We start from the raw sequence: 25,707 nt of genomic DNA on the forward strand, positions 1-25,707 counted from the left end.
ATGCAGCAGGGATACAGCTGTACGTTCCCGTCCAGGGAAGAACTTGACCAGGCGAAAGATCAGCGATTTTCGCCGGAGGTACATAAAAAACTGAAAGATTCAAAGGTGGCAGTCGCAGGACTCGGTGGTCTTGGGTCAAATATAGCCGTTATGCTGACCAGAAGCGGAATCGGACACCTTCATCTGGTGGACTTCGACTCTGTGGATGTGACAAATCTGAACCGTCAGGCGTATATGACGAGTCACCTGGGGATGAAAAAGACTGCGGCTCTGGCACAGATCCTTCGGGAGATCAACCCGTATCTTCGGATCACAACAAGAACTGTGTACGTGACCGGAAAAAATGCCGCGGAGTTATTTGGAATGTATCCGATCGTCTGCGAGGCATTTGACCGGCCGGAGAATAAAGCGATGCTCGTCAATACGCTCCTGGAAACCTGTCCCCGTACGACAGTGGTGGCCGGTTCCGGTATGGCGGGGTATGGGAGCAGCAATTCAATTATCACGCGCCGTGCCATGAGCCGTCTGTATATCTGCGGAGACGGCCATTCGGACGTAAATGACGGCATAGGACTGATGGCGCCGCGTGTTGCAGTCTGTGCCGGACATCAGGCAAATATGGTGATAAGGCTGATTTTGGGACAGAAGGATGTGTGATGTTTTTATAGTCTGGAAACTTCGTTTCCGGCATTCTTAATAATAAAAAGAAGGAGAAGAGAATACCATGAAGAGAGAAGCTGAAGAAAATGATGTACTGATGATCGGGGGACATGCATTTACCTCCCGTTTTATACTGGGTTCTGGAAAATATGATCTGAGTCTGATCCGCGCGGCTGTCTCAGACGCCGGTGCCCAGATGATCACGCTGGCGCTCAGGAGAGCGAACTCCGACGGAAAGGACAATATTCTCGATTATATACCGGAAGGGGTGACGCTGCTTCCCAATACATCGGGAGCAAGAAACGCTGAAGAAGCAGTGCGGATCGCACGGCTGGCAAGAGAGCTGGGCTGTGGCGACTTTGTGAAGATTGAAGTCATCCGCGATTCAAAATATCTGCTGCCCGACAATTACGAGACGATCAGGGCAACGGAGACGCTGGCGAATGAAGGATTCGTTGTTATGCCATATATGTATCCGGACCTGAATGCAGCCAGGGATCTTGTAAATGCCGGAGCTGCCTCCATCATGCCGCTCGCGGCGCCTATCGGTTCCAATAAAGGACTGGCAACCAGGGAGTTTATACAGATACTGGTGGATGAAATAGAACTTCCGGTCATCGTCGATGCGGGGATAGGAAGACCGTCACAGGCATGTGAAGCCATGGAGATGGGAGCTGCCGCTGTCATGGCAAATACGGCGATAGCAACGGCAGGCGACATTCCTGCGATGGCGAGAGCCTTTAAACAGGCGATCGAAGCGGGACGCGCAGCATACCTTGCAGGACTCGGCAGGGTGCTTGCAAAGGGTGGTTCGGCATCTTCACCGCTGACCGGATTCCTGGAAGAGTAGGGGGGAAGAAATGTTGGAAAAGAGAATAGACCATATGAAGTATATGGAGGGAATGGAGGTCATTTCCTCCGATGTGATGGATGAAGTTGTGAGCAGCATGGAAGCATATGATTATCACGCTTATGAGGCGGAGGATGTCAGAGCGGCATTGATGCACGAAAACTGTTCCGTGGAGGATTTCAAAGCGCTGCTCTCGCCGGCGGCACTTCCTTTTCTGGAGCAGATGGCGCAGCGTGCCAGGCAGGAGACACGCAGGCATTTTGGAAATACTGTCTATATGTTTACACCTCTGTATATTTCAAATTATTGTGAAAATTACTGCATATACTGCGGTTTTAACTGCCACAATAACATACGACGCGCAAAACTGGATGCTGCGGGTATTGAAAAAGAAATGCAGGCGATTGCCAGGACAGGCCTTGAGGAGATTCTGATCCTGACAGGGGAGAGCAGAAAAAATTCGGATGTGGCCTATATCGGAGAGGCGTGCAGGATCGCACGGAAATATTTTAAGATGGTGGGACTGGAAGTTTATCCGATGAATTCCGATGAATATGCGTATCTGCATCAATGCGGTGCGGATTATGTCACGGTCTTTCAGGAGACGTATGATTCTGATAAGTACGAGACCCTCCATCTTGCTGGGCACAAACGGATTTTCCCGTATCGCGTGAATGCACAGGAGCGTGCGCTTATGGGGGGCATGCGCGGCGTGGCATTTGCGGCGCTGCTTGGCCTTGCCGATTTCAGAAAGGATGCGTTTGCGACCGGACTTCATGCGTGGCTGCTGCAGCGGAAGTACCCGTGGGCAGAGATTTCCTTTTCCTGTCCGAGGCTGCGTCCGATTATCAACAATGACAGGATTAATCCGAAAGATGTGCATGAGAAACAACTGCTCCAGGTTATGTGTGCATACCGTATTTTCATGCCGTATGCGGGGATGACGATTTCCACAAGAGAGCGTGCCGGGTTCCGGGATCATGTGATCGGGATGACGGCGACTAAAATTTCTGCCGGCGTCAGTACAGGTGTCGGAAGCCACGAGTCTGATGCGGCGGAGCTGGGGGACGACCAGTTTGAAATCGCTGACGAGCGGGGCGTGGAAGAGGTCTATGCAAGTATTTTAGCACAGGGACTGCAGCCTGTTATGAACGATTATGTGTACGTTTAAAATAATTGCTGTGACGAACCGCCGGCTCTGCCGCCGTCCGCTGACGGAACAGCTGGAACGCATTGCCAGCGTAAACAGACCGGATCTGGTTATGTTAAGAGAGAAGGATTTATCAGAAGAAGAGTATCAGGATCTTGCAGAAAGAGTAACTGCCGGCTGTATGCGGCTGGGGATTCCGTGTGTGCTTCACACATACACGGAAGTCGCCCGCAGGCTGGCGTGGCCTGCCATTCATCTTCCGTTCCCGTTGTTTCAGGAACAGTGGCAGGAGCTGAAAGCGTTCAACGTATGCGGTACATCGGTACATTCTGTGGAGGACGCTGTATGGGCTCAGGAACATAATGCCGGCTATGTGACAGCCGGTCACGTATTTTCAACAGACTGCAAACCGGGGCTGCCTCCGAGGGGGCTTGGCTTTCTGGAAAAAGTGTGCAGCGCGGTGGAGATTCCAGTCTATGCGATCGGAGGAATCACGGAGAAAAACGTGGAACTGATCAGGGGGACCAGGGCGTCGGGAGCCTGTATGATGTCGAATATGATGAAAATATAACTGCTTGTATTTTTTTCCATTCTTCTGTATAATGAATACATTAATTATTAAGATATGATGTACGTGAACAGCGATGAGGTGGATATGAAGCAAAAACGAGTGGCGGCGTGTCTTCTTGCGGGAATGCTGGCGGTGACGAGTGCGGTCCCTGTGTTCGCAGAACCGCAGGAGCAGAACTACAACAGGGTGGAAGAGCGTCAGAAAGCAAGAGAAGAATCAGGCGGCAGTGAGGATACACAGGAGACTGCAGGCCTTACAGGAACAATTACCAATGCGGCTGATGTAGCGAATCTGGCAGAGACAGACCGGGTGGCGATCATCGGCAGGATGTGCCAGCAGGACTACGCAAAATCCGGGATACTCGCGAGTATCAGTGCAGCCCAGTGTATTCTGGAGTCGGGATATATGGGAACAGACCTTGCACAGGAAGCAAATAACTGTTTCGGCATGAAGGTAACACTATCCGGAAATACATGGGAGAACAGTTCCTGGGATGGAATCTCGTCCTATACAAAACAGACAGGTGAGGAGTATGGAGGACGCAGGGTTACGATTACAGCGGCTTTTCGAAAATATGACTGTGTGGAGGACTCCGTCGCAGATCATTCGGCATATCTGCTGGGGGCCACTGACGGTGACGGGCTGCGATACGAGGGTTTGAAAGGCGAAACCGACTACAGGACAGCGATTCAGATCATCAAAGACGGCGGATATGCAACCGACAGCGCATACGTGTCTAAGATCTGCAATATCATAGAAAAATTCAATCTGACGCAGTATGATGTTATGTTGGATACCAGAAGCAATGATGAGCTGCTCGAGGATGTGCAGTTCTACCGGATTAGAAAGACCTGGGAGGATGAAGACAGCCAGCAGGGAGCATATGTGGACCTTGCACAGGCTAAAAAGGCGTGCAAAAAAGGATACAGCGTATTCAGTCCGGACGGGGAAAAAATCTATACGAGATAGGTATACTGCACAGCAGATACCTTGGCATGACCGCAGAAGCTTCTGCGGTCATGTTGGCGTATAAAACAAACAGGCTTTTTGTTCTGGAACAGCCGTTTTTGTTTACTTTATGTCAGGAGCAGTGACGGCGAGAAAAAAGGCTTTTTTATTTGGCAGAAAAATGATATAATGAGACAGAAACGCTACTACAGAATTCTAAATCTATAGGAAAAATTACAGTAGGTAAAAGGTATGAATGGAAGAATAAAACTTTCAGGGCCGCTGAAATCTTATCTGAACTGGCCGATAACTCTCAGCGTTTTGATGATTATTATGAATATTGCCGTGTATTTTATCAATGTCAGGGCTGGGACTCTCGTGAGTTTTTTTGTGGCAGCCTATATTGCGATCGTGGTGATATTGTATTTTCATAACCGCCCGATTATTCTGAATGAGCTGATCACATTTGCTACGCAGTATGGTCAGATTCAGAAAAACCTGATGCGTGACTTTGCGATTCCCTTTGCTGTTCTGGATGCGGACGGAAAAGTCATGTGGCTGAACAAATCATTTTCAAAGCTGACGGGAAAGGACAAGAAGTACCACAAATCCATCACGAATGTCATGTCGGAGATTACACAGGATATCCTTCCCGGTGAAGAAGATGAAATTAAGGAAGTGGAAATCAGTTACGGAAGCCAGAATTTCCGGGTAAAGCTGCAGCGCATCAATATTGACGGACTTCTCCAGAATTCCAAACTTGTAGATGTGGAAGAGGTGCGGGATAATTGTCTGATTGGCCTTTACATGTACGATGTGACGGAGTTAAACGAATACATTCGAAAGAATGAAGAGGAAAAGCTGGTGTCCGGTCTCCTGTATCTGGATAATTACGAGGAAGCGACTGACAGCGTAGAGGAAGTTCGCAGATCACTCCTGACAGCGCTGATCGAGCGTAAGATCACGAAATATTTTTCAGCGGTTGACGGGGTTGTCAAACGCCTTGAGAAAGACAAGTACTTTCTGGTTATGCGCAGAGGATCCATGGAGCAGCTGAAAGAGCAGAAATTTAATATCCTGGAGGATATTAAAAATGTCAATATTGGAAATGAAATGTCTGTCACGATCAGTATGGGTCTGGGTGCGCATGCGGACACGTATGCACAGACTGCGGAGTATGCGCGGGTAGCAATCGAACTGGCGCTTGGCCGGGGCGGGGATCAGGTCGTCATAAAAGACGGAGACCAGATTTCCTATTATGGCGGTAAATCACAGATGGTGGAGAAAACCACGCGTGTCAAGGCACGGGTGAAAGCACATGCACTCAAAGAGTTTATGAGCCAGAAAGACAATGTGGTTGTGATGGGCCATAAAATCACGGATGTTGATACCTTCGGTGCAGCTATCGGTATCTACCGCGCAGCAAAAACCCTGAATAAAAAGGCTTATATCGTCATTAACAATGCGACCTCCTCCATAAGGCCGCTGATGGACGAATTTATCAATAATCCGGATTACGATCCGCATATGTTCGTGAACAGCCATGAGGCAAAAGACATCACGGACGATAATACGGTGCTTGTCGTTGTTGACACCAACCGCCCGAGTTATTCGGAATGTGAGGAACTGCTGTCTATGACAAAGACGATCGTGGTACTTGACCATCACCGCCAGAGCAGTGAGGTCATTAAGAATGCAGTCCTCTCATATATTGAGCCTTATGCATCCTCGGCGTGTGAAATGGTTGCGGAGGTGCTTCAGTATTTTGCAGACGGTATACGGATCCGCAATATAGAAGCAGACAGCATTTATGCGGGAATCATGATTGATACGAATAATTTTATGACTAAGACGGGTGTGCGTACCTTTGAGGCAGCAGCATTTCTGCGGAGGTGCGGCGCTGATGTGACGCGTGTGCGCAAGCTGTTCCGGGAGAATGCGGAAGATTACCGCGCAAGAGGAGAAGCGATACGTAATGCGGAGCTCTTCAGGAAATGTTATGCGATTTCAGTGTGTCCGGCGGAGGGACTGGAAAGCCCGACGGTCGTCGGTGCACAGGCGGCAAATGAACTGCTGAATATCGTCGGTGTTAAGGCGTCTTTTGTGATGACAGACTATAAAGATATGATCTATATCAGTGCCCGTGCGATTGATGAAGTAAATGTACAGATCATCATGGAGCGAATGGGCGGCGGCGGGCATTTGAATATCGCCGGATCCCAGCTGAAGGGATATACGGTCAGGGAAGCCATTGACTACCTGAAACAGACATTACAGGAAATGATAGACGGAGGAGATATCTGATGAAAGTAATATTACTGGAAGATGTAAAAGCTTTGGGAAAAAAAGGAGAAGTCGTTAACGTAAGCGACGGATATGCAAGAAATATGCTGCTTCCAAAGAAACTGGGACTGGAAGCGACATCCAGGAATATGAATGACCTGAAGCTTGCGAAGGCACACGATGATAAGATTGCAAAAGAAAATCTGGAAGCCGCACGTCAGTTTAAGGCTGAACTGGAGGCGAAGGAGGTTACGGTCTCGATCAAAGTCGGTGAGGGCGGGAAAACATTCGGTTCTGTATCCGCGAAGGAGATTGCGGAAGCCGCAAAAGAGCAGCTGGGATATGAGCTGGACAAGAAGAAAATGCAGCTGAACAATCCGATCCGTGAACTGGGAACCACCATGGTTCCGCTGCGTCTGCACCCCAAGGTGACGGCCGAACTTAAAGTCATTGTGAAGGAAGCTTAGGAGGAATTTGCGTGGAAGAAGCGCTTATCAAAAGAATACTGCCTCACAGCACTGAGGCGGAGCAGTCTGTCATCGGTTCCATGCTGATGGACCGGGAAGCTATTTTGGTAGCGTCTGAGATGCTGACCGGGGATGATTTTTACCAGCATCAGTATAAAGTCGTATATGAAGCTATGCTGGAACTCTTCAACGAGGGCAAACCGGTAGATCCCGTGACACTCCAGAACAGGCTGCAGGAAAAAGACGTGCCGCCTGAGATCAGCAGCATGGAATTCGTACGCGATGTGATTTCTGCTGTTCCGACTTCTGCAAACGTGAAGTACTATGCGGGGATCGTGAAGGATAAGGCAATGCTCCGCAGGCTGATCAAAGTCAATGAGGAAATTTCCAATGCCTGTTACCTGAATAACGATAAGGTAGAGGATATTATGGAGGATGCGGAGAAGCGTATGTTTGAGCTTCTTCAGAAGAGGAACAGCGGGGAGTTTGTGCCGATCCGTCAGGTCGTGCTGAATGCGCTTGATACGATTGAGAAGGCATCCAGGACTAAGGGAAGTGTGACCGGGCTTCCGACAGGTTTTGTGGATCTTGACTATAAGACTTCCGGGTTTCAGCCGTCTGATTTCATCCTGGTCGCGGCGCGCCCGTCGATGGGAAAGACGGCATTTGTGCTGAATATTGCACAGTATATGGCATTTAAAAAAAATCTGACGGTAGCCATTTTCAGTCTGGAGATGTCCAGAGAACAGTTGGTGAACCGTCTGTTTTCTTTGGAATCAAGGGTGGATTCTCAGAGTATCCGTACCGGTAATCTGAAGGATGAAGACTGGGCTAAATTGATAGAAGGTGCCGGTGTCATCGGTAATTCCAACCTGATTATAGAGGATACTCCCGGTATCTCAATCTCTGAGATGCGTTCCAAATGCAGAAAGTTCAAGCTGGAACATAATCTGGGGATTATCATCATCGACTATCTGCAGCTCATGAGCGGCAGCGGGAGGAGTGATTCCAGACAGCAGGAGATTTCGGATATTTCACGTTCACTCAAATCGCTTGCCCGGGAACTGAGTGTTCCGGTTGTAGCACTTTCTCAGCTGAGCCGTGCGGTTGAAAAACGTGATGATAAACGGCCGATGCTGTCAGACCTTCGTGAATCGGGAGCCATTGAACAGGATGCCGATGTCGTAATGTTTATATATCGGGACGACTACTATAATAAAGACACTGAGAACCCGAATGTGGCGGAGATTATTATCGCCAAGCAGAGGAACGGCCCGATCGGGACGGTAAATCTGGTATGGATGCCGGAATACACACGCTTTGTTAACTGGAAGAAGTAAGATGATCGTTTACACTCGAATCCGGATGTGCACGGCTGCCATGGGACAGGCATGTCGGAATCCGTCGATGTCTTTTCATTGCAATTGTAGCCCTGAATGCTATAATAAAATTGAAGCTTAAGCATAAAGGGGTAAGTATATGAGTGAAACCAGATTTCTGATTTCTGAAGCGGCCAGGATGGTGGATGTGGAGACCCACGTGCTTCGTTACTGGGAGGAAGAACTTGCTCTTCCGATCGCAAGGAATGAAATGGGACATCGTTACTACACCAGAGAAGATATTCAGATTTTTCTGAGTATAAAGGAACTTAAGAAAAAGGGGTTTCAGTTAAAGACCATTAAGGAACTGGTACCGGGACTTCGGCGCGAATTGTATGCAAATGCGTCCAGGAAATCTGAAACAGATGCCAAAAAAGGGGTTATTGAGAAAGATTCGCAGAAAAAAGAGCCGGTAGTTGAGAAGAAGAAAATAGTTTCTGAACGAAAAGAAGAAAAAGAGCCCGATAAAAAACAGGAATTCTACCAGATTCTGGACCGTCTTCTGACGCAGATCAAGGATATGGATCATCAGGAAGACCGCTACAAGAGACTGGATGCGGCAATTCGCCACCATCAGTATTCAAGGCGAATGGTCGCTGCGACGAAAGAGCAGGGAAAGAAGCGAAAAAAGAAGTTTTCAAAACCGGGGAAAAGCTGATCAAATAAAAAACTGCCCAGACCTGTACGGCCGAGCAGTTTTTTATATGTGATTATTCGTTTGTGATAGCGTCTGTAGGACATGCACCCGCGCATGTTCCGCAGTCCACACATGTATTAGGATCGATTTCGTACTGAGTATCGCCCTGCGCGATAGCGCCTACCGGACATTCACTCTCACATGATCCGCAGCTTACGCATGCGTCAGTAATTACATATGCCATAACATTCATCCTCCTCTTATTTTACGATTCCCCATCTCTGGGTCTAAGCACATTTTAATATATCTTCTGAAATAATACAAGTATTAATTTCGAAACAATTTACCAGTGCTTTTTCTGAAGGTTTAGGTTGTTTTTCGGGTTAAAAGGTATTATAATGAGCTGTACAGACTGATGATAACCGATATGGTTGAATGATAAGGAGGAAATTTATCATGGCACAGATTAATAAAGATATGCTGATTGGCGAACTTCTTCAGATGAACCCAAATATTGCGGCAATTTTGATGAGAGCAGGTATGCATTGCGTCGGATGCCCGTCTGCACAGGGAGAAAGCCTGGCAGAAGCAGCTATGGTTCACGGAATGGATGCGGATCTTCTGGAAAGACAGATCAATGATTTTCTGGCAAATGCATAGAACACGGCGGGTCGATTGATATCGGCCCGTTTTTTATCGTATAGGAAACTTTGTTACCCATACGATAAAAACCCTCCCAAGGTACTGGACTCTGGCATCATTTCAGGGGTATTCCCATACAGCAGGAGAATTGGTCCCTTATGCAGGTTATTGACAAACAGGGGATATGCACTTATAATTTCTAATACAAATCTCAGGCCGGCTGTTCAGCCGGATATTTCCAATTGATAATCAGACAGTTTAAAAAGGCAGGTGATGAATATGCCTGAGGGGACTCGTGCGCAAAAAAATGATAATGTGAAAGAGCCAGAAACGGAGTGTACAATATGCAGGAAAGGACAATAACGGACATCTTAAAAAATAAAAAACAGATGATACGGAACATTGCCGAAAAACGCCGTCATATTTACGAGGATCTCAGGTTTCTCGAGAAACAGATGACTGCGGCAAATGAACAGGGTGAGCAGGAAACGTATGGCTGTGAGATCAAACAGCAGATCGGCAGAATGCAGGATACTCTGGGGGAATTAAAACGGGAGGAATGCCGTATTCTGATGGTCTGGGAAGCCTTTTATAAGCTGGATCATGCGATGTTCGAACTGATGAACCGGCTGTATGTCAGGAAAGAGACATGGTATACAGTGGAGAGTGAGCTTCATGTCAGCCACGAATATGTGAAGGCGAAAAGAAAGGAAGCACTGGGCATTATCAGGGAAGCATTGGAACAGGGAGAAGACCGGTACCATCTGGGACGGCCCTGAAGTACCCTAAAAGACCTCAGTCAACCTCTGGGCGGAGGCACACGAAACCGGTATACTGAATTCAGAAGTCAGGAACAGGGCTTCAATAAAATTAAGGAGGACGAAGTACATGAAAGATTTTTTAGGAGAATACGGTTTGATTATCGTAGCGGCTATCATCATCCTGTTGTTTGCAGCGGCGGCTACACCGGTAGGAGAATATATTCTCGGCGCCGTAAAAGCTACGATTACCAATTTCATTGAGAAATCCGGAGTGACCGGTGTTACGGTTCCGCCAGGATTCTAAGCGCCGGACGGAATGTCAGATCCACGGGGATCGAAGGGATGGTGCAGACTGTCCCTTAAAACAAACTGTGAAGGGGTTAAGCGATGGCAAGAATCAGTAACTGGCATTTGCCGGATGAGGCTTACGGAGCGCTGCTGCCATATATCCGGGATGATAATGTGACCGATATTAATTATAATGGCAGAGACATATGGGTGGATGATGTTACCAGGGGGCGCTATTTGGCAGATCTGACGATTAATAAAGAGTTCGAAAAGCAATTTGTGATGAGGATAAAGAATGCTGTTTCTGCAAACTTTAATCCGCAGGATAATATTCTGGAAGCGGAGACGGAAGATCTCAGAGTCTCTGTCATCCACGAAAGCGTTGCTCATACGGGAACCGCAATCTCAATCAGGAAGACACCGCCCATTCAGAGACTGACAGATGAACGGATGGCGAAGGAGGGCTACTGTTCTAAGGAGATTATCAACTTCTTAAAGAACTGCATTGCAGCACACTGCAACGTTGTCGTGTGCGGACTGACAGGTTCCGGAAAAACGGAACTGCTCAAATGGCTGACACGCTCGATACCGGCGCACGAACGGGTGATCACGATAGAAGATAATCTGGAAATCCACTATCGTGCAATTAATCCCGGCAAAGACTGTGTAGAGCTTAAAGTGCATGAGGAACTGTTTTCATACACTAAAGCCATCAAGGCGTGTCTGAGGCAATTTCCGCAGTGGATTCTGTTATCTGAGGCGCGATCTGTGGAGGTTAAACATCTGCTCGAAGCTTTTTCTACGGGACATCATGGACTGACTACAATGCATACGGATGATGTCAGGCATATTCCGGATCGCATCGAAAATATGATGCAGGACGCTCTGGCGGCTGCGCGAATGGAAAATGATATCTACAACTTTATTAATGTGGGCGTTTTGATCAGCAAAAAGACAAAGGAAGATGGGACAATCCATCGCTGCATTTCTCAGATCTGTTTATTCAACAGAGAATCCCAAAACAATGAAATCCAAATGCTGGTAGATGACGGAATCATCCTGAAACGTGCGATTCCTGGAAGCTTCTACAGAAAATTTTTCCGTGCAAAGATTCAGGACCCGTTTTCTGCATGTTAGAGGAGAGGAGGGAAAAATTTGAAAGAAAAGGAGCCGCACCGTAAGGTGCGGCGGCCAAAAGAAATGGTTGCCGAAATCAACCGATATGGATACAGGTTTTCGCTTTCCAGGTTCTGGAGACTTATCCTCCTGGCATTTGCTGCTACAGGAGGAGTCTGCCTCTGGTTTGAACTTCATCCTGCGCTTACAGCTGCAGTCCTGCTGAGTGTACTGATGTGTATGCCGAAAGTAATGCTATCTGTATATCACAGTCTTTATGAACAGAAAAGATTTGCGGATGTCAACAATTACCTTGAGCAAATGATGTTTTCTTTTCAGAAAAGGCCCAATATTTTATTCTGTTTAAAAGAGACAGCACTGGTCTTTCCGGAAGGAGACATGGGGGAACGGCTGCAGAGAGCCATTTCCTGTATACACAAAGGAGAGTCTGACAGAATGTATGAAGAGGCGTTTGAAATCATTGAGGAGGGATACGGGTGCGGCAGGGTGAATACACTCCACAGATTTCTGATAAAAGTAGAACTATATGGCGGAAATTATCAGATGACGCTTGAGATCCTGCTCGAGGACAGAAGAATGTGGATTGAACGTGTCTATGCGCTGCAGCAGGACAAAAAGCGTATGAAAAACAAGATTTTCATATCCGTTATTTTTTCATCAGTCATATGTTCGCTGATCACTTTCATTGTGCCCAGGGATTTCGATATTAAAGGCATGATGATCAGTCAGATAGTAACGTGTATTTTTTTGATTGCAGGAATCCTGATCGGCGCATCGGCTCAGAGTGCACTGAGCGGGACATGGTTTACCGAGATGAAAGAAAGCGATCCGGAGAAGGTCAGAGCGGATTATCAGACAGCGTTGTCCCCGGATTTAAAGCTGATGCAAAGCAGAGCAGTCCGGAAGACTGTCTGTATGCTGATCCTTGGCATGATTGGCTGGCGTATTACCAAACATGCCATTGTGCCGGCCGTATCCTTAGGGGCTGCAATCCTGATGCTGACAGGCCCCGGGAGAACAGTGGCCGGGGCGAGGCGGCGGACAGTCAGGGAGATACAAAAGGTATTTCCGGGATGGGTGATGGAACTGGTTCTTCTGCTGCAAACCAATAATGTATTTATGTCAGTGGAAGCGACCAGAGACCGTGCGCCTGTCATTTTACGGGAGCCTGTCCGGCAGCTGCTTTCTGAAATGCAGGCTGCACCGGGTTCTGTTTATCCGTATCTGCATTTCCTGGATGACTTTGATCTGCCGGATGTAAAGACGGCGATGCGTATGCTCTATGCCATGGATGAGACAGGAACGGGAAACGCGGAAATACAGATGAACGCACTGATCAAAAGAAATAATATTCTTTTGGATAAAGCGGAGAGGATACAGAATGAGGACAGGCTCGCAGGGACGGGAATGCTTGTATATCTGCCTATGGTCACCGGAACGGTAAAAATGATGGTGGATATGATTTTGCTGATTATTGTCCTGACTGTGAAGACTGGAAATTTAACCTGGTAAAGGAAGACGAAGGAGGACGATTAGTGAGAGAAGTATTGGATGAATATGGAAGCATGGTATCCGCGGCGATAATCGGATTGGTGATTGTGGAATTTTTTTACAGCGTCGCGCAGTGGATCGCGTAAGGAGGTAACAGAATGAAGGAGATATTTGGCGAGTACGGCATGCTGCTTCTGACAGCGGCGGTGGCTTTATGTGTGACTGTATTCGTACTGGGGAGCCTGCTGGGGGCGGACGGTGTGCTGAAAGCCCTGCTGGGCGCTTTTGCGGATGGCTTGCTGGGAGGCTGATCATGAAAACCACGGTAAAAGAATATGGAATGCTCACAGTTATCTTAATGATTGCGGGGTTGTGTTTCTTTGGGTTATATCATACTGTACTTCCATATCTGAAGGCGGCGGCGCCTGAAAAAGAGACGGCATCGAATCTCAGCGGGCCGATGCTTGAAGAGCTGACGTCTATGCACCAGCCGGTGATACTGACACGTCCCATTCACCTGAGAGTGGGAGAAAGGAAAACAGCATTTTCTTTTCTGGATACGCTGGTGAATTCACAGGGAAAAGCTGAGAGCCTGAATTTTGAAGAGTATCAGATGAGACAGGGGCGGTGTGTATATCGAAATGAAGAGAGCAGGGTTGTCATTGAGTGTGAAAAGATGAGCACAGATGGAATTCTGGACACTGATGCCGAACAGTTGTACCCTCTCAGCATTGAGTACAGGGACAGTTACAGCAGGAAAGTAAAAGAAAGAGCTATCGTGCTGGTGACGGCACATGGAGCGGGGTGAACGATGCGGACGAGTGTTGAGTTTTATATTATGACAGCATTGCTCTCGTTAATGGCGGTGATGGCTGCCGGCTATATCGGAAGCAGCCTGTATATTGCCGGCGCCAGAAATTTTCATGCTTCCTGCATCAGTGAAATTGAGGCATCAAATTATGCACCGAAAGTCATTCAGGCGCTGGAAGAAGACGCCAGACAAAAATACGGAGCCGGCAGGAAGGACTGCCTCGAAGTAAATGTATATGAAGTGGAGGGAAATAACCGGATAGCCCAGGTGACGTTGTCATATACATACGCAGTTCCGCTGCTGCAGCTGTCAAAGGACTATGAGATTACGGGGTATGCCAGATGAAAGGAGGATGTATTGCGGACGGTAGTAATAGCTGTGACGGCAGTGATACTGTTACTTCTCACGGGATTTACGGTTCTTGGGATCGGAGGACAGACGGTGAGGGCAAATGAACTGGAACGAAATACGGATACTGCACTGGAGCAGACGATGTATAACCTGAAAGTGAATCGGACATACGGATATCACAACGGGAAAGGGGGCCAGGCCTGGTCGGAGGAAGTATGTGCCGATTTTGTCCAGAATTTTCTGCTGATGCAGGAAAGCGATTCCGACGTTACAGTAAATATATTAAATGTGGATCCCGTGAGAGGGCTGCTGGATGTAGAGACGGAAACTGAATACCGGGGATTATCAGGCAGCCGTAAGGAAATTACCTGTAGAAGGACGGTATTGTTCGATGAATGGAAAAATATCAATAAAACCTACCATAAGGTGAGGTTTATGGTGGATGGAAACGTGGTGAGGAGTGTAAGTATTCACAGCGGCGTCCTGCTGGGAAGTGTTTTGGCGACGGCAGTCATACCGGAAAAAAAGGACATGATGTTTGAACGGTGGATACCGGATATCAGAATTGAGGGTGAACTGGAGAACTGCCCGGTAACCCAGGATTTGACACTTACAGCTGTTTTCATCTGATTGGGTTCACAAGGAACGAGGAGGATGGCTATGAGGAAGAAGATTTCTGCGCTATTTCTGGCGATTGTGCTGACAATTCTGCCGCCTGTACCGTACGCGGTCTGCGCGGATGCAAAGACAGATGCTGCTCAAGTGCACGGCGGGGAAGAGGGCAGGACTGAAGGGGAGACGGAAGACGGAGAAGAAGACCAGGCGGAAGATGCAGAGGAGATCCGGGAACCGGCGGCGGAATGGAGACTGTCAGACTCTGTAACAGCATATTGTGAAGACGGTGTGCTGACAATTTCCGGGCATGGAGCAGCTGTTCCTGACGGAGAATGGAGCGGATGGGGAGGAACGGTCAGGAACGTTTTCGTGGAAGAGGGCATTACAGAACTGGCATCATACCTGTTTGCCGATATGCAGGATCTGGAGGAAGTAAGTCTGCCGGAATCCCTGGAGTCTATAGGCAGTTATGTGTTTGAAGGGTGTCGGAAACTTCAGCATGCAGAATTGCCGAAGGCCATTCATGAAATACCGGAAGGAGCATTTCGAGGGTGTGTCTCGCTGGATACGATAGAACTGACCGGCAGCATTGATTCCATAGGCCCCGGGGCCTTTTATGGATGCAGGTCGCTGAAAAATACGGTGAATTTTGAGGATGCTGTGGTGGTTGAAAAAGGTTCGGATTTTATACGGGTGAAGGATCGGGAAGCCGTCACTGCAAAAATTCCATTTGATGGCGTGAGCATAGGAGATGAAGCCTTTTACGGATGTGAAAGCCTCAAGGCTGTTCTGCTCACGGGGGACAGCGGACTTAATACAGAAATATTCGGCTTAAAAGCGTATGGGGAAAAAGGCTTGCTGACGGTGTTCTGTTTTGAAGAAAATAAAGATGCGGCAGCCGCGGCGTTTTCCGAAACAAACGTTCAGATTGTCGTGATCCTGACGGAGGAAGAAACTGAGGAAACAGCGGAGACAGAAAAGGCGATTACCGATATAGCAGTAGATCCGTATTATGTTCTGATGGGATTTGCAGCAAGAGCTGCGGCGGACAACACGATTGCTTATCCGACGATGACGCCTGCGGCATATGCGAAGACGGACAGCCGATTTACCGTCATCAGACCCGAAAAGTTTACACTGAATGGGGAATATGAATTCTGTGCGCGGGTTCTCTACTCTGGAAAAGCATATGAAAAACAAGATTATACTACGAAGGTCACGGCGTTTGGACCGTGGGACAATAAGGAGATGGGCGATTGGGCGAAGCGAATTGCGGCAGGTAATGCGCAGCTGCAAAATGCATACAAAAACAGCGGAATACTTCATACAGCACGCATTACTGACGACAGCGGGAAAGGAAAATTCGGCGCATGGTACCGGAATGTCGGTACCTATAAAGGGAAGATTATCGATGCAAAAGCTGTTATTTCAAATTATACGTTATATAAGCAGGGTGCCGGACAGGGGCTTGGAATACTGGGGCTGTCGGAAGACCGCATTGGAATTTTTGCGAAAAACATCAGCAATGTCACACTGCGCATCGAATTTTATGAGCATGGCAGTACGACGAAAAAGGTTAACGTTAAGGGATTCGCGCTTCTGGATGACGTCGATTATGGACAGGGAGTTAAGGTGGAGAGTTCATACGACAATATATACGTGCTCAATGAATCAACATTTGCAGTATATAAGAATCAGTCAATGGTTTCGCCCGTTCTGATTGATAAGAGCGGTGTCAATAATACCGATTACTATCCGTTTGCACTGCAGGTGGAGTTTGATTCAAATGTATTTGAGTACAAATATCATAATGATCGGTACTTTTACAGAGACGGTCTCGCCAATGCTTATATTGATCCGGCTGCTTATGCAAAGGCGGGCTCATGGAATGCCTACTGGAAGAGCAGAGAACCATATTTTGTCGATAACCTGAATCCCGGGTATCAGGGGTTTTCAGCCAGAAGAATGGCTAAGACGTCACTTCCCGTGCCCGCCATGACGGTTACAGATCATGATGAGAAGGCGGTGCAGGAGAACACACTGGATTCTCTGAGTGAAACATATTTTTATACGATATCACAAAATATCCCCAGAGAAGAGCCTGACTATTATTACAGTGATTTTACGGTTAGAGATATTCTGCCAGAGTGCCTGGAATTTGTCAGCGCAAAGGTTGAGGATGATGCGGGGAAGGATGTGACATTTCGATTTCTGGTATCACATGATGATCAGAACGTGACCTTTCAGGTGAAATCACCCGCCTCAGCCATATTTTACGGGGTGACATATCATTTTAAGGTTCATGTCCGGGTTCGTCAGCCGATGGATTATGAAGTGTGGCTGAACAGCGAGACGGGTTATTATGATACGGAGAATCAGTCGGTATCTGTTTTGACCAGAGGAGGTGGATCTTCATCTAAAAAAAGCAATACCGTGAAAACGAGGTTCAGAGATGAAATCTCAATCAACTATCATTCAAATTATCGGTCAAAAGCGCAGGAACAGTTGACGGAAAAGACTTATCGAAACTTCCCTTACACGGTGAGAGGAAATGATGACAAGATCCATTTCACGGAAGGTGAGACGGCAGTATTTGCCGGGTGGGATCAGATACCGGAGGCGTTTGCCGAAAATGTCAGATTTCCGGACGCGAAACTGCCCATGGAAGTGGAGGATACAGCTAAGGTACTGGGGCAGCCGGACCTGTATGCCATCTGGGATTATGCTCCGGATGTCAGCAGAGAAAATGTGCCGGTATACTATGAAGGGGAATCAATCACAAAAGAAAAACTGACGAAAGAGGTGAAGGTCCGGGATCTGGAAGATAACCGGCGGGGTATTGAACTTCCGCTGGACATCAGGAAAATCCGCAGTGATGACGGTACATTAACCAGGAATTATCCTGAAGGGATGCAGGGCAAAGATGATTTTCATGTGTCCTTTGAGGAGCTGGGTAAAGTAAAGGAAGACGGCGATCAGACGCTGTGGGTGACATATCATACAATAGACAGTGCCGGAAATGAAACGAATAAAGAATTGAAGATACTGATTCGTTTCAATTATCCTCCGGAAATTGAGGCATCAGACCGCACCTATCTTTTGGATGAGGTTCGTAATGGAATGCTGACAGAGGAGCTTGTCCGGAGTTTCGCTTCGGCTGCGGATGTGGAGGACGATGAGGCAAAGGCGCTGGGACTGATGGTTGATGGAAAGCTGGTGGATATTAATGACAACCTCAGCGTTGTCGGATTTGATGGCGAGGCCTTTAAAACTCCGGGAGAGATTCTTGTTACCTACCATGTCCTGGACAGATTTGGAAAAGAGACATTTCGCAGCATCACCATTTCAGTGATTGACGGTGAGGCGGAAGCATTGCCGGATGCGGAAGGAGAAGTACGGTTTATCTCAGAAAAATATTATCTGATGGGACAGGATGAGGGGGGCCTTCACGAGGATTCCCGATGGTATACACAGCAGGATTACGTGGACCGGATTACGGAAGCATTTTCCAATACAAAGAGTGAAGGAGGCGAATGGAAAATTTTGCAGGGAAAATGGTGTTTTTCAAATGATAAAATTATGAGAGCAAAACAGTATATCAGAGAGATGGGAATCGGCAACAGCCAGACGGCTGACGGTCTGGAGGGTTTCCTGAAAGAATTTCCGCAGGAGGATGAATAGCGTCTGCCGGAAGACGGAAAGACCAATCTGATGCAGGTTGGTCTTTCAGCTTAATACCACAGAAGTTTAATCCGGTGTTTCTATAGAAGTGACAATGTCCATTTTTGAGATGGAATGTAACGGTATCACAGTTGCAAGGATACAGGACAGTACGGAGACTGCAGATGCTGTGAGGATGGCGGCAAATGGAATTGCAGACAGATGCAGGTGATCAGATGCGGCAGCTTCCACGAACAGTGTGCAGATATAGCCCAAGATTGATCCGGCAAAAGAAGCAGTGATTCCATAAAAGGCACCTTCCCACAAAAAAGTTTTGTAAAGGCTGCCTGCGCTCATTCCGATGGCCCTCTGCATACCGATCTCCGCCACTCGGGTGTGAATATTGCTGTAAACAGTATTAATAATATTTAAGATTCCGATAAGACCGATGAAAAGGATCAGACCCCAGCAGAGTAAATTGATCTGCTCAAAACTTTTTTCCATCTGGGCATCCGTTTGACGATAGGAGAGCCAGTGGCTTCCGGGATTCTGGCCACACCAGTCTTCCATCCAGGCTTCAAATACCTCAGCGTCTGAAGGATCACGCAGTACGGGATAAATTTCCGTGTAACTGGCCTGACCTGTCAGCTCGTTGTACAGATGATTGCGGACAATGATCTGGATACCGTTGGTAAAGCCTTCGTTGTTGACAGTAACCGGTTGATCGATAACCCCAATCACTCGAAGTTTTTTTCCGGCGATAGTGAAGATATCTCCTGCATGCAGCTCTGTGAGTTTCGCTGTCTGTCCCTCAAATGAAACAGAAATCGGATTTTTTATGAGACAGGCGGTTCCGGATAACAGATCAGATACATCCTGTTCCGTAAGATTACTCAGGCTGCCTGTAAGGCGGTCATCATCCAGTCCCGCAACCTGAAGAGTTTCACCTGGATTCAGGCGGAGACTTGTTTGAATGGGAAGCTGCCCAGATTTGTCCGGGGCATAGAGCTTTAACTTTGTCGTGAACAGGCTTTTCAGCAGCTTTTGACTTTTCATTTCCTCTACAGACGAGGGAGGAAATCCAACACTTTCACTTGTGACAGCATAATCGCCGAGATGGATTTCCTGTACTTTTCGGCTCGTATCCAACAGTCCGCGAAAACTTTGGAGAGCTACAAAGACAGTAATGCTCATGATAAGAGAAAGAATAGTTATACTTGTGCGTCCCGGGTTTCGTCTGAGATTCAACCGGGCGCAGTATGACTCAAAGCTCCAGATCCTTTTATGCTTTCGGATGCGCCGTCTGATTTTAACGGTCCGGCCAGCCATTGCCGCAGCCGGGGATACGCGGGAGGCGTATCTGGCGGCAGGGAATGCGGCGGAAACGGTGAACAGGAAAGTGATTACGGTGCTTACGGTAAGAGGGAGTGGTTTTCCAAAACTGTTTGTGGCGATTGCGGTGCTGAGTTCCTGTGTTCCGGTTACCAGGAACAGATCCGGATTCAGGATTCCTGTTGCGGCGATCAGGATTCCCTTTGCGGAGTACAGGCCTGCGAGAAGGCCACAGGGAATACCGATCACACATAACAGGAGGATTTCCAGAAACACCATTGCATACAACTGTTTGCGGTCACTGCCGATGGCACGAAGTATACCGTATTCACGGATGCGTTTGGTAACGGAAATTTTCATAATATTATAGATAACCAGTCCCCCCGCCAGCAGGACGAGTATTCCCACAAGAATACAGGCAGCCGTCATAAAGGTAAATCCGGAGTTCGTATCAGAGCTTCCGGATGCTTCATAAGGGACGCCGAGGGCGTCCAACAGCACCCAGTTGTATTGTATGTTTTCATCGGGAACATCCAGTTCGTCCGCAAGCTGATGGATGATCGGCTGAAAATTATCAGTGCTGTGGGTTTTGAAGTCAGTAGAGTACAGAAGATAACGTTTTGGCAGCAGGGACTTGGAAGTTCCCCTGCCAACGATCGCATCGACGGTTCCCGTCGCATATCCGGCATAATTGTCCTTAAGTATTCCGCACACAGTGAAGTCGGCAGAGTACTCGAAGGAAGGTTTTGTGTCCCTGAGCAGAGAGACACTCAGATTGAGCGTGATACGATCTCCAATTCTCAGGTTTTCACCTAAATACGGAAGCACGCTTTCCGGCAGTGCGATCTCATGTGCGGAAGTTGGAAGCCTTCCCTCACTGATCACGGAGGAAGTGGAATATACATTTGCCGATCCGTCCAGATATTCACGCAGAAAGAGTGTAAGACCACTGTTTTTCAGCGGGACGTTCCCCACGTTGATAAGACTGCCGGCATCATAAATGCGGCTGTCATTCGTTAATTTCAGCATCTGACTTCTGCTCAGCTGGTGGAATGAGGCATAACGGTCTCCGTTCAGGGAGGAGGCCTGACTGATGCGCATCGCCTGCAAGGTGCCGATGGACTGCCCGACTGCTGTTGTCATTACGGTCGACAGAAAGACGGCTGTTAGAATCAGGATGGAGGTTAACCTCTGTGCCTTCAGTTCTTTGAGTGCAAATCCGACGTATGTTTTCATAATGGCGTCACCTCCGAGAGTGTTCCGTCGATCATGGTGAATCTGCGTTCTGCCATGGACGCAATACGGGAGTCGTGAGTAATGATCACCAGCGTCTGATTTAACAATTGCCGCAGTCTGCACAGCATATCCAGCGCTTCTGCTCCGCTGCTGCTGTCAAGATTGCCGGTTGGCTCATCGGCGAAAATGACATCCGGACGTGCGATCAGGGCACGTGCGATAGCGACGCGCTGCTGCTGACCGCCGGACAGTTCGTGAGGCAGATGAGAAAGCCGGTTTTGGATCCCCAGAAGTTCCGATATCTGATGCAGATATGATTCATCCGGCTGCTTTTTATCAAGAAGCAGCGGCATTATGATATTTTCACGCGCCGTTAATACCGGAAGAAGATGAAACTGCTGAAAGATGAAGCCGATTTTCTGGCGGCGAAAAGCAGAAAGTTTCTTGTCACTGCCGCGGTGGATATCTGTGTTCTCATAAAAAACGCTGCCCGAGGTCGGACGGTCCAGCCCGCTGATGATATGGAGCAGTGTGCTTTTCCCGCTGCCGGAGGGGCCCATGATAGAAATAAAGTCTCCGGTGGCAATGCTCATATCTGCGTGGTCGAGGGCAGTTACCTGATTTGCGCCGCTGCCATAAATTTTAGTGATATTTTGTACCTTGATATCCATAAAAACTCTCCTTATTATTTTGATAAGGAGAGTATACAGGAACAATCTCAAAAAATTCTCAAACCTTATGGATATGAAACGTTGCAGTGACAAGTGCTCCGTGCATTGTATTTTCCATCCTCAGAGTCCCGCCGTGTTTTCGGCATAATACACTGCAAATGTAGAGCCCCATTCCGAAATGTTCAGGTTCTGTTCCCGTCTTCATAAAGGGGCGAACACCACATTTTAGCATGTCATCCGGAAAACCGCTGCCGTCATCGGATACCGAGAGGATCAGCTGGGTTTTGCTGACGGAACAAGATATACATATGTTTGAGGAGGCAAAACGGAGCGCATTCGCGGTGATGTTTTCGAAGACCTGAAACAAGATGGATTTGTCAAGACATATGTTACCATCGTATGCATCACTGCAGAACTGTATTTGTATATCTGCGCTGGAAGCGATGAGATGAACGGTATGTTTCAGTTCGGAGGAAAGAACGGACCAGCTGAACGTTTCCGTATGCAGAGGCAGCTGCTCCAGCTGCGGGATACTGCTCATCGTCTCCACATAGTGTGCGATTCTGTCGGTGTAATCTTCCATGCGTGCCAGAGTCTCCATGAGGGTATCTATAGACAGACTGTCTTTCAGTATGCATTTCCGGGCTAACTTTACCGATCCTTTTAATACCGTAACCGGGTTTCTCAGGTCATGTGAAAAGGCAGCGTTCAGCTGTCTGCGCTCCTCATTCTGCCGCCAGAGCTCCCGGGTACTTGACAGGAGAGCCTCCCTCATAGACTCAAAAGCGCGGCAGAGCTGCCCGAGCTCATCCGATGAGGAGCTGCGGATGGTGAAATCCAGATCGTTTGCCATGATGCGGTCTGCACTGTCTGTGAGGAGTGCTATGGGTTCTCTCAGTTTCATGCGATAGAACAATGAGGAAGTGAGAATCAGTGCAGTGACAAAGAATAAAACAGGCAGAATAAACTGAAGGGCTTCCAGTACACCGGCGAACTGAAGGGCGGATTCCGAAGGAGCGGGAAGCTCTGTCATGACTGCCGTGTGCGGATCGATCATAATTCCCTCAGGCGCGATAATGCCGCGTAATCTTATACACCCCCAGAAAGCAGCCACGGATAGTATGAAGGCGGCGATAATGCTGATAAACGTCAGGGTAAACAACGATTTTCTTAGGCTCATCTGCTTTATCCAATCCATTTATATCCAACCCCCCATACAGTTTCGATATATATGTGAAACGAGACGGAGGCGAACTTGGCCCGGATTTTCCGGATATGTTCCATGATCGTATCGCTGCTGCCGGATCCATCCATTCCCCATATACGTTCATAGATACGTTCACGGTCAAAAATCTGACCTGCGTTCAGGGATAGTAATTCTACGATCTCGAATTCTCTCTTTGATAACGAGACGGCGGTTCCGTTTATCGTAAGTATCCGTTTCGTATAATCGATAGTCATATCATTAAAAAAACGGAGAGTGGAATGCTCCGGTTTTCTGTTTTCACGCCGAATATGTGCCGCGACCCTTGCCCCCAGCTCGTCGATATCAAAGGGCTTAACGATGTAATCATCCGCACCTGCCTGAAATCCTCTGATTTTATCTGCTGTATCATCGCGGGCAGTCAGAAAAAGAATCGGACAGGAAATGTGTGTACGGAGGCGTTCGCAGACTGTGAGGCCGTCCAGTTCGGGCATTGTGATGTCAAGAAGAATCAAATCGGGCTGACAGGAAGCCTTCTGCAGTGCTTCCGCGCCGCTGTACGCTGTATAGACCAGATACGAGGACATTTCAAAATAACTTCTGAGCATATCGACGACACCTCTTTCATCATCTACAAGTAAGAGTTTTTTGCACAAAATGTTCATCTCCTTTAATGCTGTATATTTCATTTTCTCATATAAATCTCAAATGTTTCTCAAGAAAAAAACGGCATAGCACGTAGCTATACCGTTTTTCATTTCTCTTAAAGCTGAACCAGTTGTTGTAATGCTGTATTTTTAATGATCGTTTCGCCGTGTTCCAGCAGATATGCCTCACCAGCTGCAGAAAATGCCTTCCCAATGCCGTATTCTGAAAGCATGTTGCAGATCTTATTGAATTCTTCCGGTGTACGGTCTGACTGGTGAAGAACCAGCGCAAATGTTTTTTGCTGGAGGTTCTTGTAAAGGGAATTTGTACCCTCGAAAAATCCATTTAAGGCGTGTGCCGCTTCGATTACATCGTCGAGTGACTGAAAACTGAACAGGCGAACCAGATTCACTGCGGGTTCGGAAGTCGGAGCTGTCTCTTCCTTGGTCTCTTTTTTCGCGGCTCGTCCTTTTAACTTCGCCTCACAAAGTTTTTGAAAAATGTCAATGATGTCATCGGCACCAGATACCTGAGGCGTCTCAGAAACATCCAGAGAAATCTCAGATGTCGGTGTGAATTTGGAAAAGCGTGTATCCAGCTCTTCAGGATCTTCGACTTTCGTTATGATCAGGACAATGCTGTCCGGAGTAACCGGAATTGCCTCAATCATAAGAGGAATATTATCTGCTTCAAATCCAAGCTCATTTTGAGCTTTCAGCATCATATCTCGAAATAGATTCTTGGCTTTATCGGTACCGTAAGCCAATTCACTAAGTTTAATTTCACGGTTGGCTAAATCATCACTGGTAAGCGTACAACGTATCTGGTTGTCGTTGATCTTTTCAATCTTCATACTATCACATCCTATCCATTCATGATGAATTCTATATCAAGGAAGGAAAAACCTGCATCGATATATTCTGCTCCTACTATATTATATACCACCCTATTAGAATATGTAAAGTGCTTAAGAAAACTTTCAGATTCTACATGAAAATTTATATAATGCCAAATCAGGCAGAGGATACCTTATCAGGAAACAGATGGTTGTACAAATGTATGAAAAGAAAATTATGGTCATGAATTTAAGTTATTCAATATATTCGTTATTTATGACTAAAAACATTAATTTGTAAATAATTTATACAAATTTACAGCAACATCTGCTTAGAAAGCATATTTAAACTACATAAAATAACATGATTCGCTACGGTTTGTCGATTTGGGAAAAATAAGTCTTGCAATGTCCTCCGAATTTAGTATAATGGTACTTAAGAAAAGATGGCATTACATCCCAATCTAAACGAACTCATATTTTAAATCAATTAATTTCAAAGGCGTGTCGCCGTATTACCCAATTATACCATAATTTTATGAACATAAACCCCGTCAGCAGGCACCGTTATTTTTTGATGTCATCTTTTCCAGAACCAGGGATTGGTTTGCAGATTAGCAGGAAAGGAGATGTGGCTGGCCTCAGATAAAGATAATATATCACGAGAAAGAGGAAGTGCCATACCATGGAAAATGGGAAAAAAGAAGAAAAAGAAGGATGAGGCCCTGCTCAATGAGCTGAAAGCATATCAGGCTCAAGGGGTTTTGCTGATGCTGGACGGAAGGCCAAGTACGCCGAAGGCTATTATGAAAGCACACGGCATCGCGGAAGATGGGGCGTATATGCGCGATTATGTACAGGACGAAGAAGGGAGAGTGGAAACCTTACAGTTTGACTTGATTACGAAGAAATAGGATGCTGCACCCGAAGCAAAGTACTGAGTCCCCGCTCTGCACGGCTGGCGCTTCGGGTGCGCGACTTACAAGCAAGCTTGACGCAGCTTTTTGCACCAATTCCCCCGCCGTCCTGAACAGTTACATGAAATTAATCTTAAAATGTCGAAATAGGTAATGACGAACA

The 25,707-nt window shown here is 47.3% G+C and carries 26 protein-coding genes; 20 read left to right on the forward strand and 6 right to left on the reverse strand.

Annotated elements, in window-relative coordinates:
* The 9 genes from thiF to NQ502_RS11775 all read left to right on the forward strand — a co-directional run bounded on the left by thiF (nt 1) and on the right by NQ502_RS11775 (nt 8,966).
* Complete coding sequence (thiF, locus tag NQ502_RS11735; protein WP_028528540.1) at nt 1–657, forward strand: sulfur carrier protein ThiS adenylyltransferase ThiF; 657 nt, start codon at nt 1–3, stop codon at nt 655–657.
* A gap of 67 nt (nt 658–724) precedes the next feature.
* Nucleotides 725–1,510, forward strand: a complete 786-nt coding sequence (locus tag NQ502_RS11740; RefSeq protein ID WP_028528539.1) for a thiazole synthase — start codon at nt 725–727, stop codon at nt 1,508–1,510.
* A 10-nt stretch (nt 1,511–1,520) separates the two neighbouring features.
* Complete coding sequence (gene thiH, locus NQ502_RS11745; protein WP_028528538.1) at nt 1,521–2,681, forward strand: 2-iminoacetate synthase ThiH; 1,161 nt, start codon at nt 1,521–1,523, stop codon at nt 2,679–2,681.
* Nucleotides 2,668–3,231 (forward strand): thiamine phosphate synthase, encoded by a 564-nt coding sequence (locus NQ502_RS11750; protein ID WP_028528537.1) that lies wholly within the window; start codon nt 2,668–2,670, stop codon nt 3,229–3,231. The genes thiH and NQ502_RS11750 overlap by 14 nt, the downstream gene beginning before the upstream one ends.
* A gap of 84 nt (nt 3,232–3,315) precedes the next feature.
* A complete protein-coding gene (locus tag NQ502_RS11755; RefSeq protein ID WP_049898117.1) occupies nt 3,316–4,200 on the forward strand; it encodes a glycoside hydrolase family 73 protein in 885 nt (294 codons plus the stop codon).
* Nucleotides 4,201–4,431: 231 nt separating this feature from the next.
* Entirely contained in the window at nt 4,432–6,483 is a 2,052-nt protein-coding gene (locus NQ502_RS11760; RefSeq protein ID WP_028528536.1) for a DHH family phosphoesterase, read from the forward strand.
* Nucleotides 6,483–6,929, forward strand: coding sequence for a 50S ribosomal protein L9 (rplI, locus tag NQ502_RS11765; RefSeq protein ID WP_028528535.1), 447 nt, complete (start codon nt 6,483–6,485; stop codon nt 6,927–6,929). Before NQ502_RS11760 ends, rplI begins: the two co-directional genes overlap by 1 nt.
* 11 nt (nt 6,930–6,940) lie before the next feature.
* On the forward strand, nt 6,941–8,269 hold the full coding sequence (dnaB, locus tag NQ502_RS11770; RefSeq protein ID WP_028528534.1) for a replicative DNA helicase: 1,329 nt from the start codon (nt 6,941–6,943) through the stop codon (nt 8,267–8,269).
* A 139-nt stretch (nt 8,270–8,408) separates the two neighbouring features.
* Complete coding sequence (locus NQ502_RS11775) at nt 8,409–8,966, forward strand: helix-turn-helix domain-containing protein (protein ID WP_028528533.1); 558 nt, start codon at nt 8,409–8,411, stop codon at nt 8,964–8,966.
* Between the two features lie 52 nt (nt 8,967–9,018).
* Here NQ502_RS11775 and NQ502_RS11780 read toward each other — a convergent pair whose 3' ends face one another.
* Complete coding sequence (locus NQ502_RS11780) at nt 9,019–9,189, reverse strand: DUF362 domain-containing protein (protein ID WP_028528532.1); 171 nt, start codon at nt 9,187–9,189, stop codon at nt 9,019–9,021.
* Between the two features lie 212 nt (nt 9,190–9,401).
* On the opposite strand from NQ502_RS11780, the gene NQ502_RS11785 reads away from it, so the two are divergent.
* The 10 genes from NQ502_RS11785 to NQ502_RS11830 all read left to right on the forward strand — a co-directional run bounded on the left by NQ502_RS11785 (nt 9,402) and on the right by NQ502_RS11830 (nt 18,722).
* Nucleotides 9,402–9,605 (forward strand): DUF1858 domain-containing protein, encoded by a 204-nt coding sequence (locus tag NQ502_RS11785; protein WP_028528531.1) that lies wholly within the window; start codon nt 9,402–9,404, stop codon nt 9,603–9,605.
* A gap of 326 nt (nt 9,606–9,931) precedes the next feature.
* Nucleotides 9,932–10,366 (forward strand): hypothetical protein, encoded by a 435-nt coding sequence (locus tag NQ502_RS11790; protein WP_028528530.1) that lies wholly within the window; start codon nt 9,932–9,934, stop codon nt 10,364–10,366.
* Nucleotides 10,367–10,475: 109 nt separating this feature from the next.
* Nucleotides 10,476–10,652, forward strand: a complete 177-nt coding sequence (locus tag NQ502_RS11795) for a hypothetical protein (protein WP_156887906.1) — start codon at nt 10,476–10,478, stop codon at nt 10,650–10,652.
* 83 nt (nt 10,653–10,735) lie between these two features.
* Entirely contained in the window at nt 10,736–11,773 is a 1,038-nt protein-coding gene (locus NQ502_RS11800) for a CpaF/VirB11 family protein (RefSeq protein WP_028528529.1), read from the forward strand.
* 18 nt (nt 11,774–11,791) lie between these two features.
* The gene (locus NQ502_RS11805; RefSeq protein ID WP_028528528.1) at nt 11,792–13,285 is read left to right on the forward strand and encodes a hypothetical protein; all 1,494 of its coding nucleotides are present in this window, start codon (nt 11,792–11,794) and stop codon (nt 13,283–13,285) included.
* Nucleotides 13,286–13,422: 137 nt separating this feature from the next.
* Complete coding sequence (locus NQ502_RS11810; protein WP_156887905.1) at nt 13,423–13,575, forward strand: hypothetical protein; 153 nt, start codon at nt 13,423–13,425, stop codon at nt 13,573–13,575.
* A 2-nt stretch (nt 13,576–13,577) separates the two neighbouring features.
* Nucleotides 13,578–14,072 (forward strand): hypothetical protein, encoded by a 495-nt coding sequence (locus NQ502_RS11815; RefSeq protein WP_028528527.1) that lies wholly within the window; start codon nt 13,578–13,580, stop codon nt 14,070–14,072.
* Nucleotides 14,073–14,075: 3 nt separating this feature from the next.
* Nucleotides 14,076–14,420, forward strand: a complete 345-nt coding sequence (locus NQ502_RS11820) for a hypothetical protein (RefSeq protein WP_028528526.1) — start codon at nt 14,076–14,078, stop codon at nt 14,418–14,420.
* Nucleotides 14,421–14,432: 12 nt separating this feature from the next.
* On the forward strand, nt 14,433–15,056 hold the full coding sequence (locus NQ502_RS11825; protein ID WP_028528525.1) for a hypothetical protein: 624 nt from the start codon (nt 14,433–14,435) through the stop codon (nt 15,054–15,056).
* A gap of 30 nt (nt 15,057–15,086) precedes the next feature.
* Nucleotides 15,087–18,722, forward strand: coding sequence for a leucine-rich repeat protein (locus tag NQ502_RS11830; protein ID WP_028528524.1), 3,636 nt, complete (start codon nt 15,087–15,089; stop codon nt 18,720–18,722).
* A gap of 66 nt (nt 18,723–18,788) precedes the next feature.
* Here the strand turns inward: NQ502_RS11830 and NQ502_RS11835 are convergent, their stop codons facing one another.
* The 5 genes from NQ502_RS11835 to NQ502_RS11855 all read right to left on the reverse strand — a co-directional run bounded on the left by NQ502_RS11835 (nt 18,789) and on the right by NQ502_RS11855 (nt 24,645).
* Nucleotides 18,789–21,269, reverse strand: a complete 2,481-nt coding sequence (locus tag NQ502_RS11835; protein ID WP_028528523.1) for an ABC transporter permease — start codon at nt 21,267–21,269, stop codon at nt 18,789–18,791.
* On the reverse strand, nt 21,266–21,940 hold the full coding sequence (locus NQ502_RS11840) for an ABC transporter ATP-binding protein (RefSeq protein ID WP_028528522.1): 675 nt from the start codon (nt 21,938–21,940) through the stop codon (nt 21,266–21,268). The genes NQ502_RS11835 and NQ502_RS11840 overlap by 4 nt, the downstream gene beginning before the upstream one ends.
* Nucleotides 21,941–21,998: 58 nt before the next feature.
* The gene (locus NQ502_RS11845; protein WP_028528521.1) at nt 21,999–23,138 is read right to left on the reverse strand and encodes a HAMP domain-containing sensor histidine kinase; all 1,140 of its coding nucleotides are present in this window, start codon (nt 23,136–23,138) and stop codon (nt 21,999–22,001) included.
* Entirely contained in the window at nt 23,126–23,809 is a 684-nt protein-coding gene (locus NQ502_RS11850; protein ID WP_044983236.1) for a response regulator transcription factor, read from the reverse strand. The genes NQ502_RS11845 and NQ502_RS11850 overlap by 13 nt, the downstream gene beginning before the upstream one ends.
* A 98-nt stretch (nt 23,810–23,907) precedes the next feature.
* On the reverse strand, nt 23,908–24,645 hold the full coding sequence (locus tag NQ502_RS11855; protein ID WP_028528519.1) for an adaptor protein MecA: 738 nt from the start codon (nt 24,643–24,645) through the stop codon (nt 23,908–23,910).
* 611 nt (nt 24,646–25,256) lie between these two features.
* Here NQ502_RS11855 and NQ502_RS11860 point away from each other — a divergent pair.
* Nucleotides 25,257–25,541: a hypothetical protein gene (locus NQ502_RS11860; RefSeq protein ID WP_242830259.1), complete on the forward strand. Its 285-nt coding sequence runs from the start codon at nt 25,257–25,259 to the stop codon at nt 25,539–25,541.
* The last annotated feature ends 166 nt before the right edge of the window (nt 25,542–25,707 follow it).

Origin of the sequence: Ruminococcus gauvreauii, from assembly GCF_025151995.1 — a bacterium.
Classification (GTDB): Bacteria; Bacillota; Clostridia; order Lachnospirales; family Lachnospiraceae; genus Ruminococcus_G; species Ruminococcus_G gauvreauii.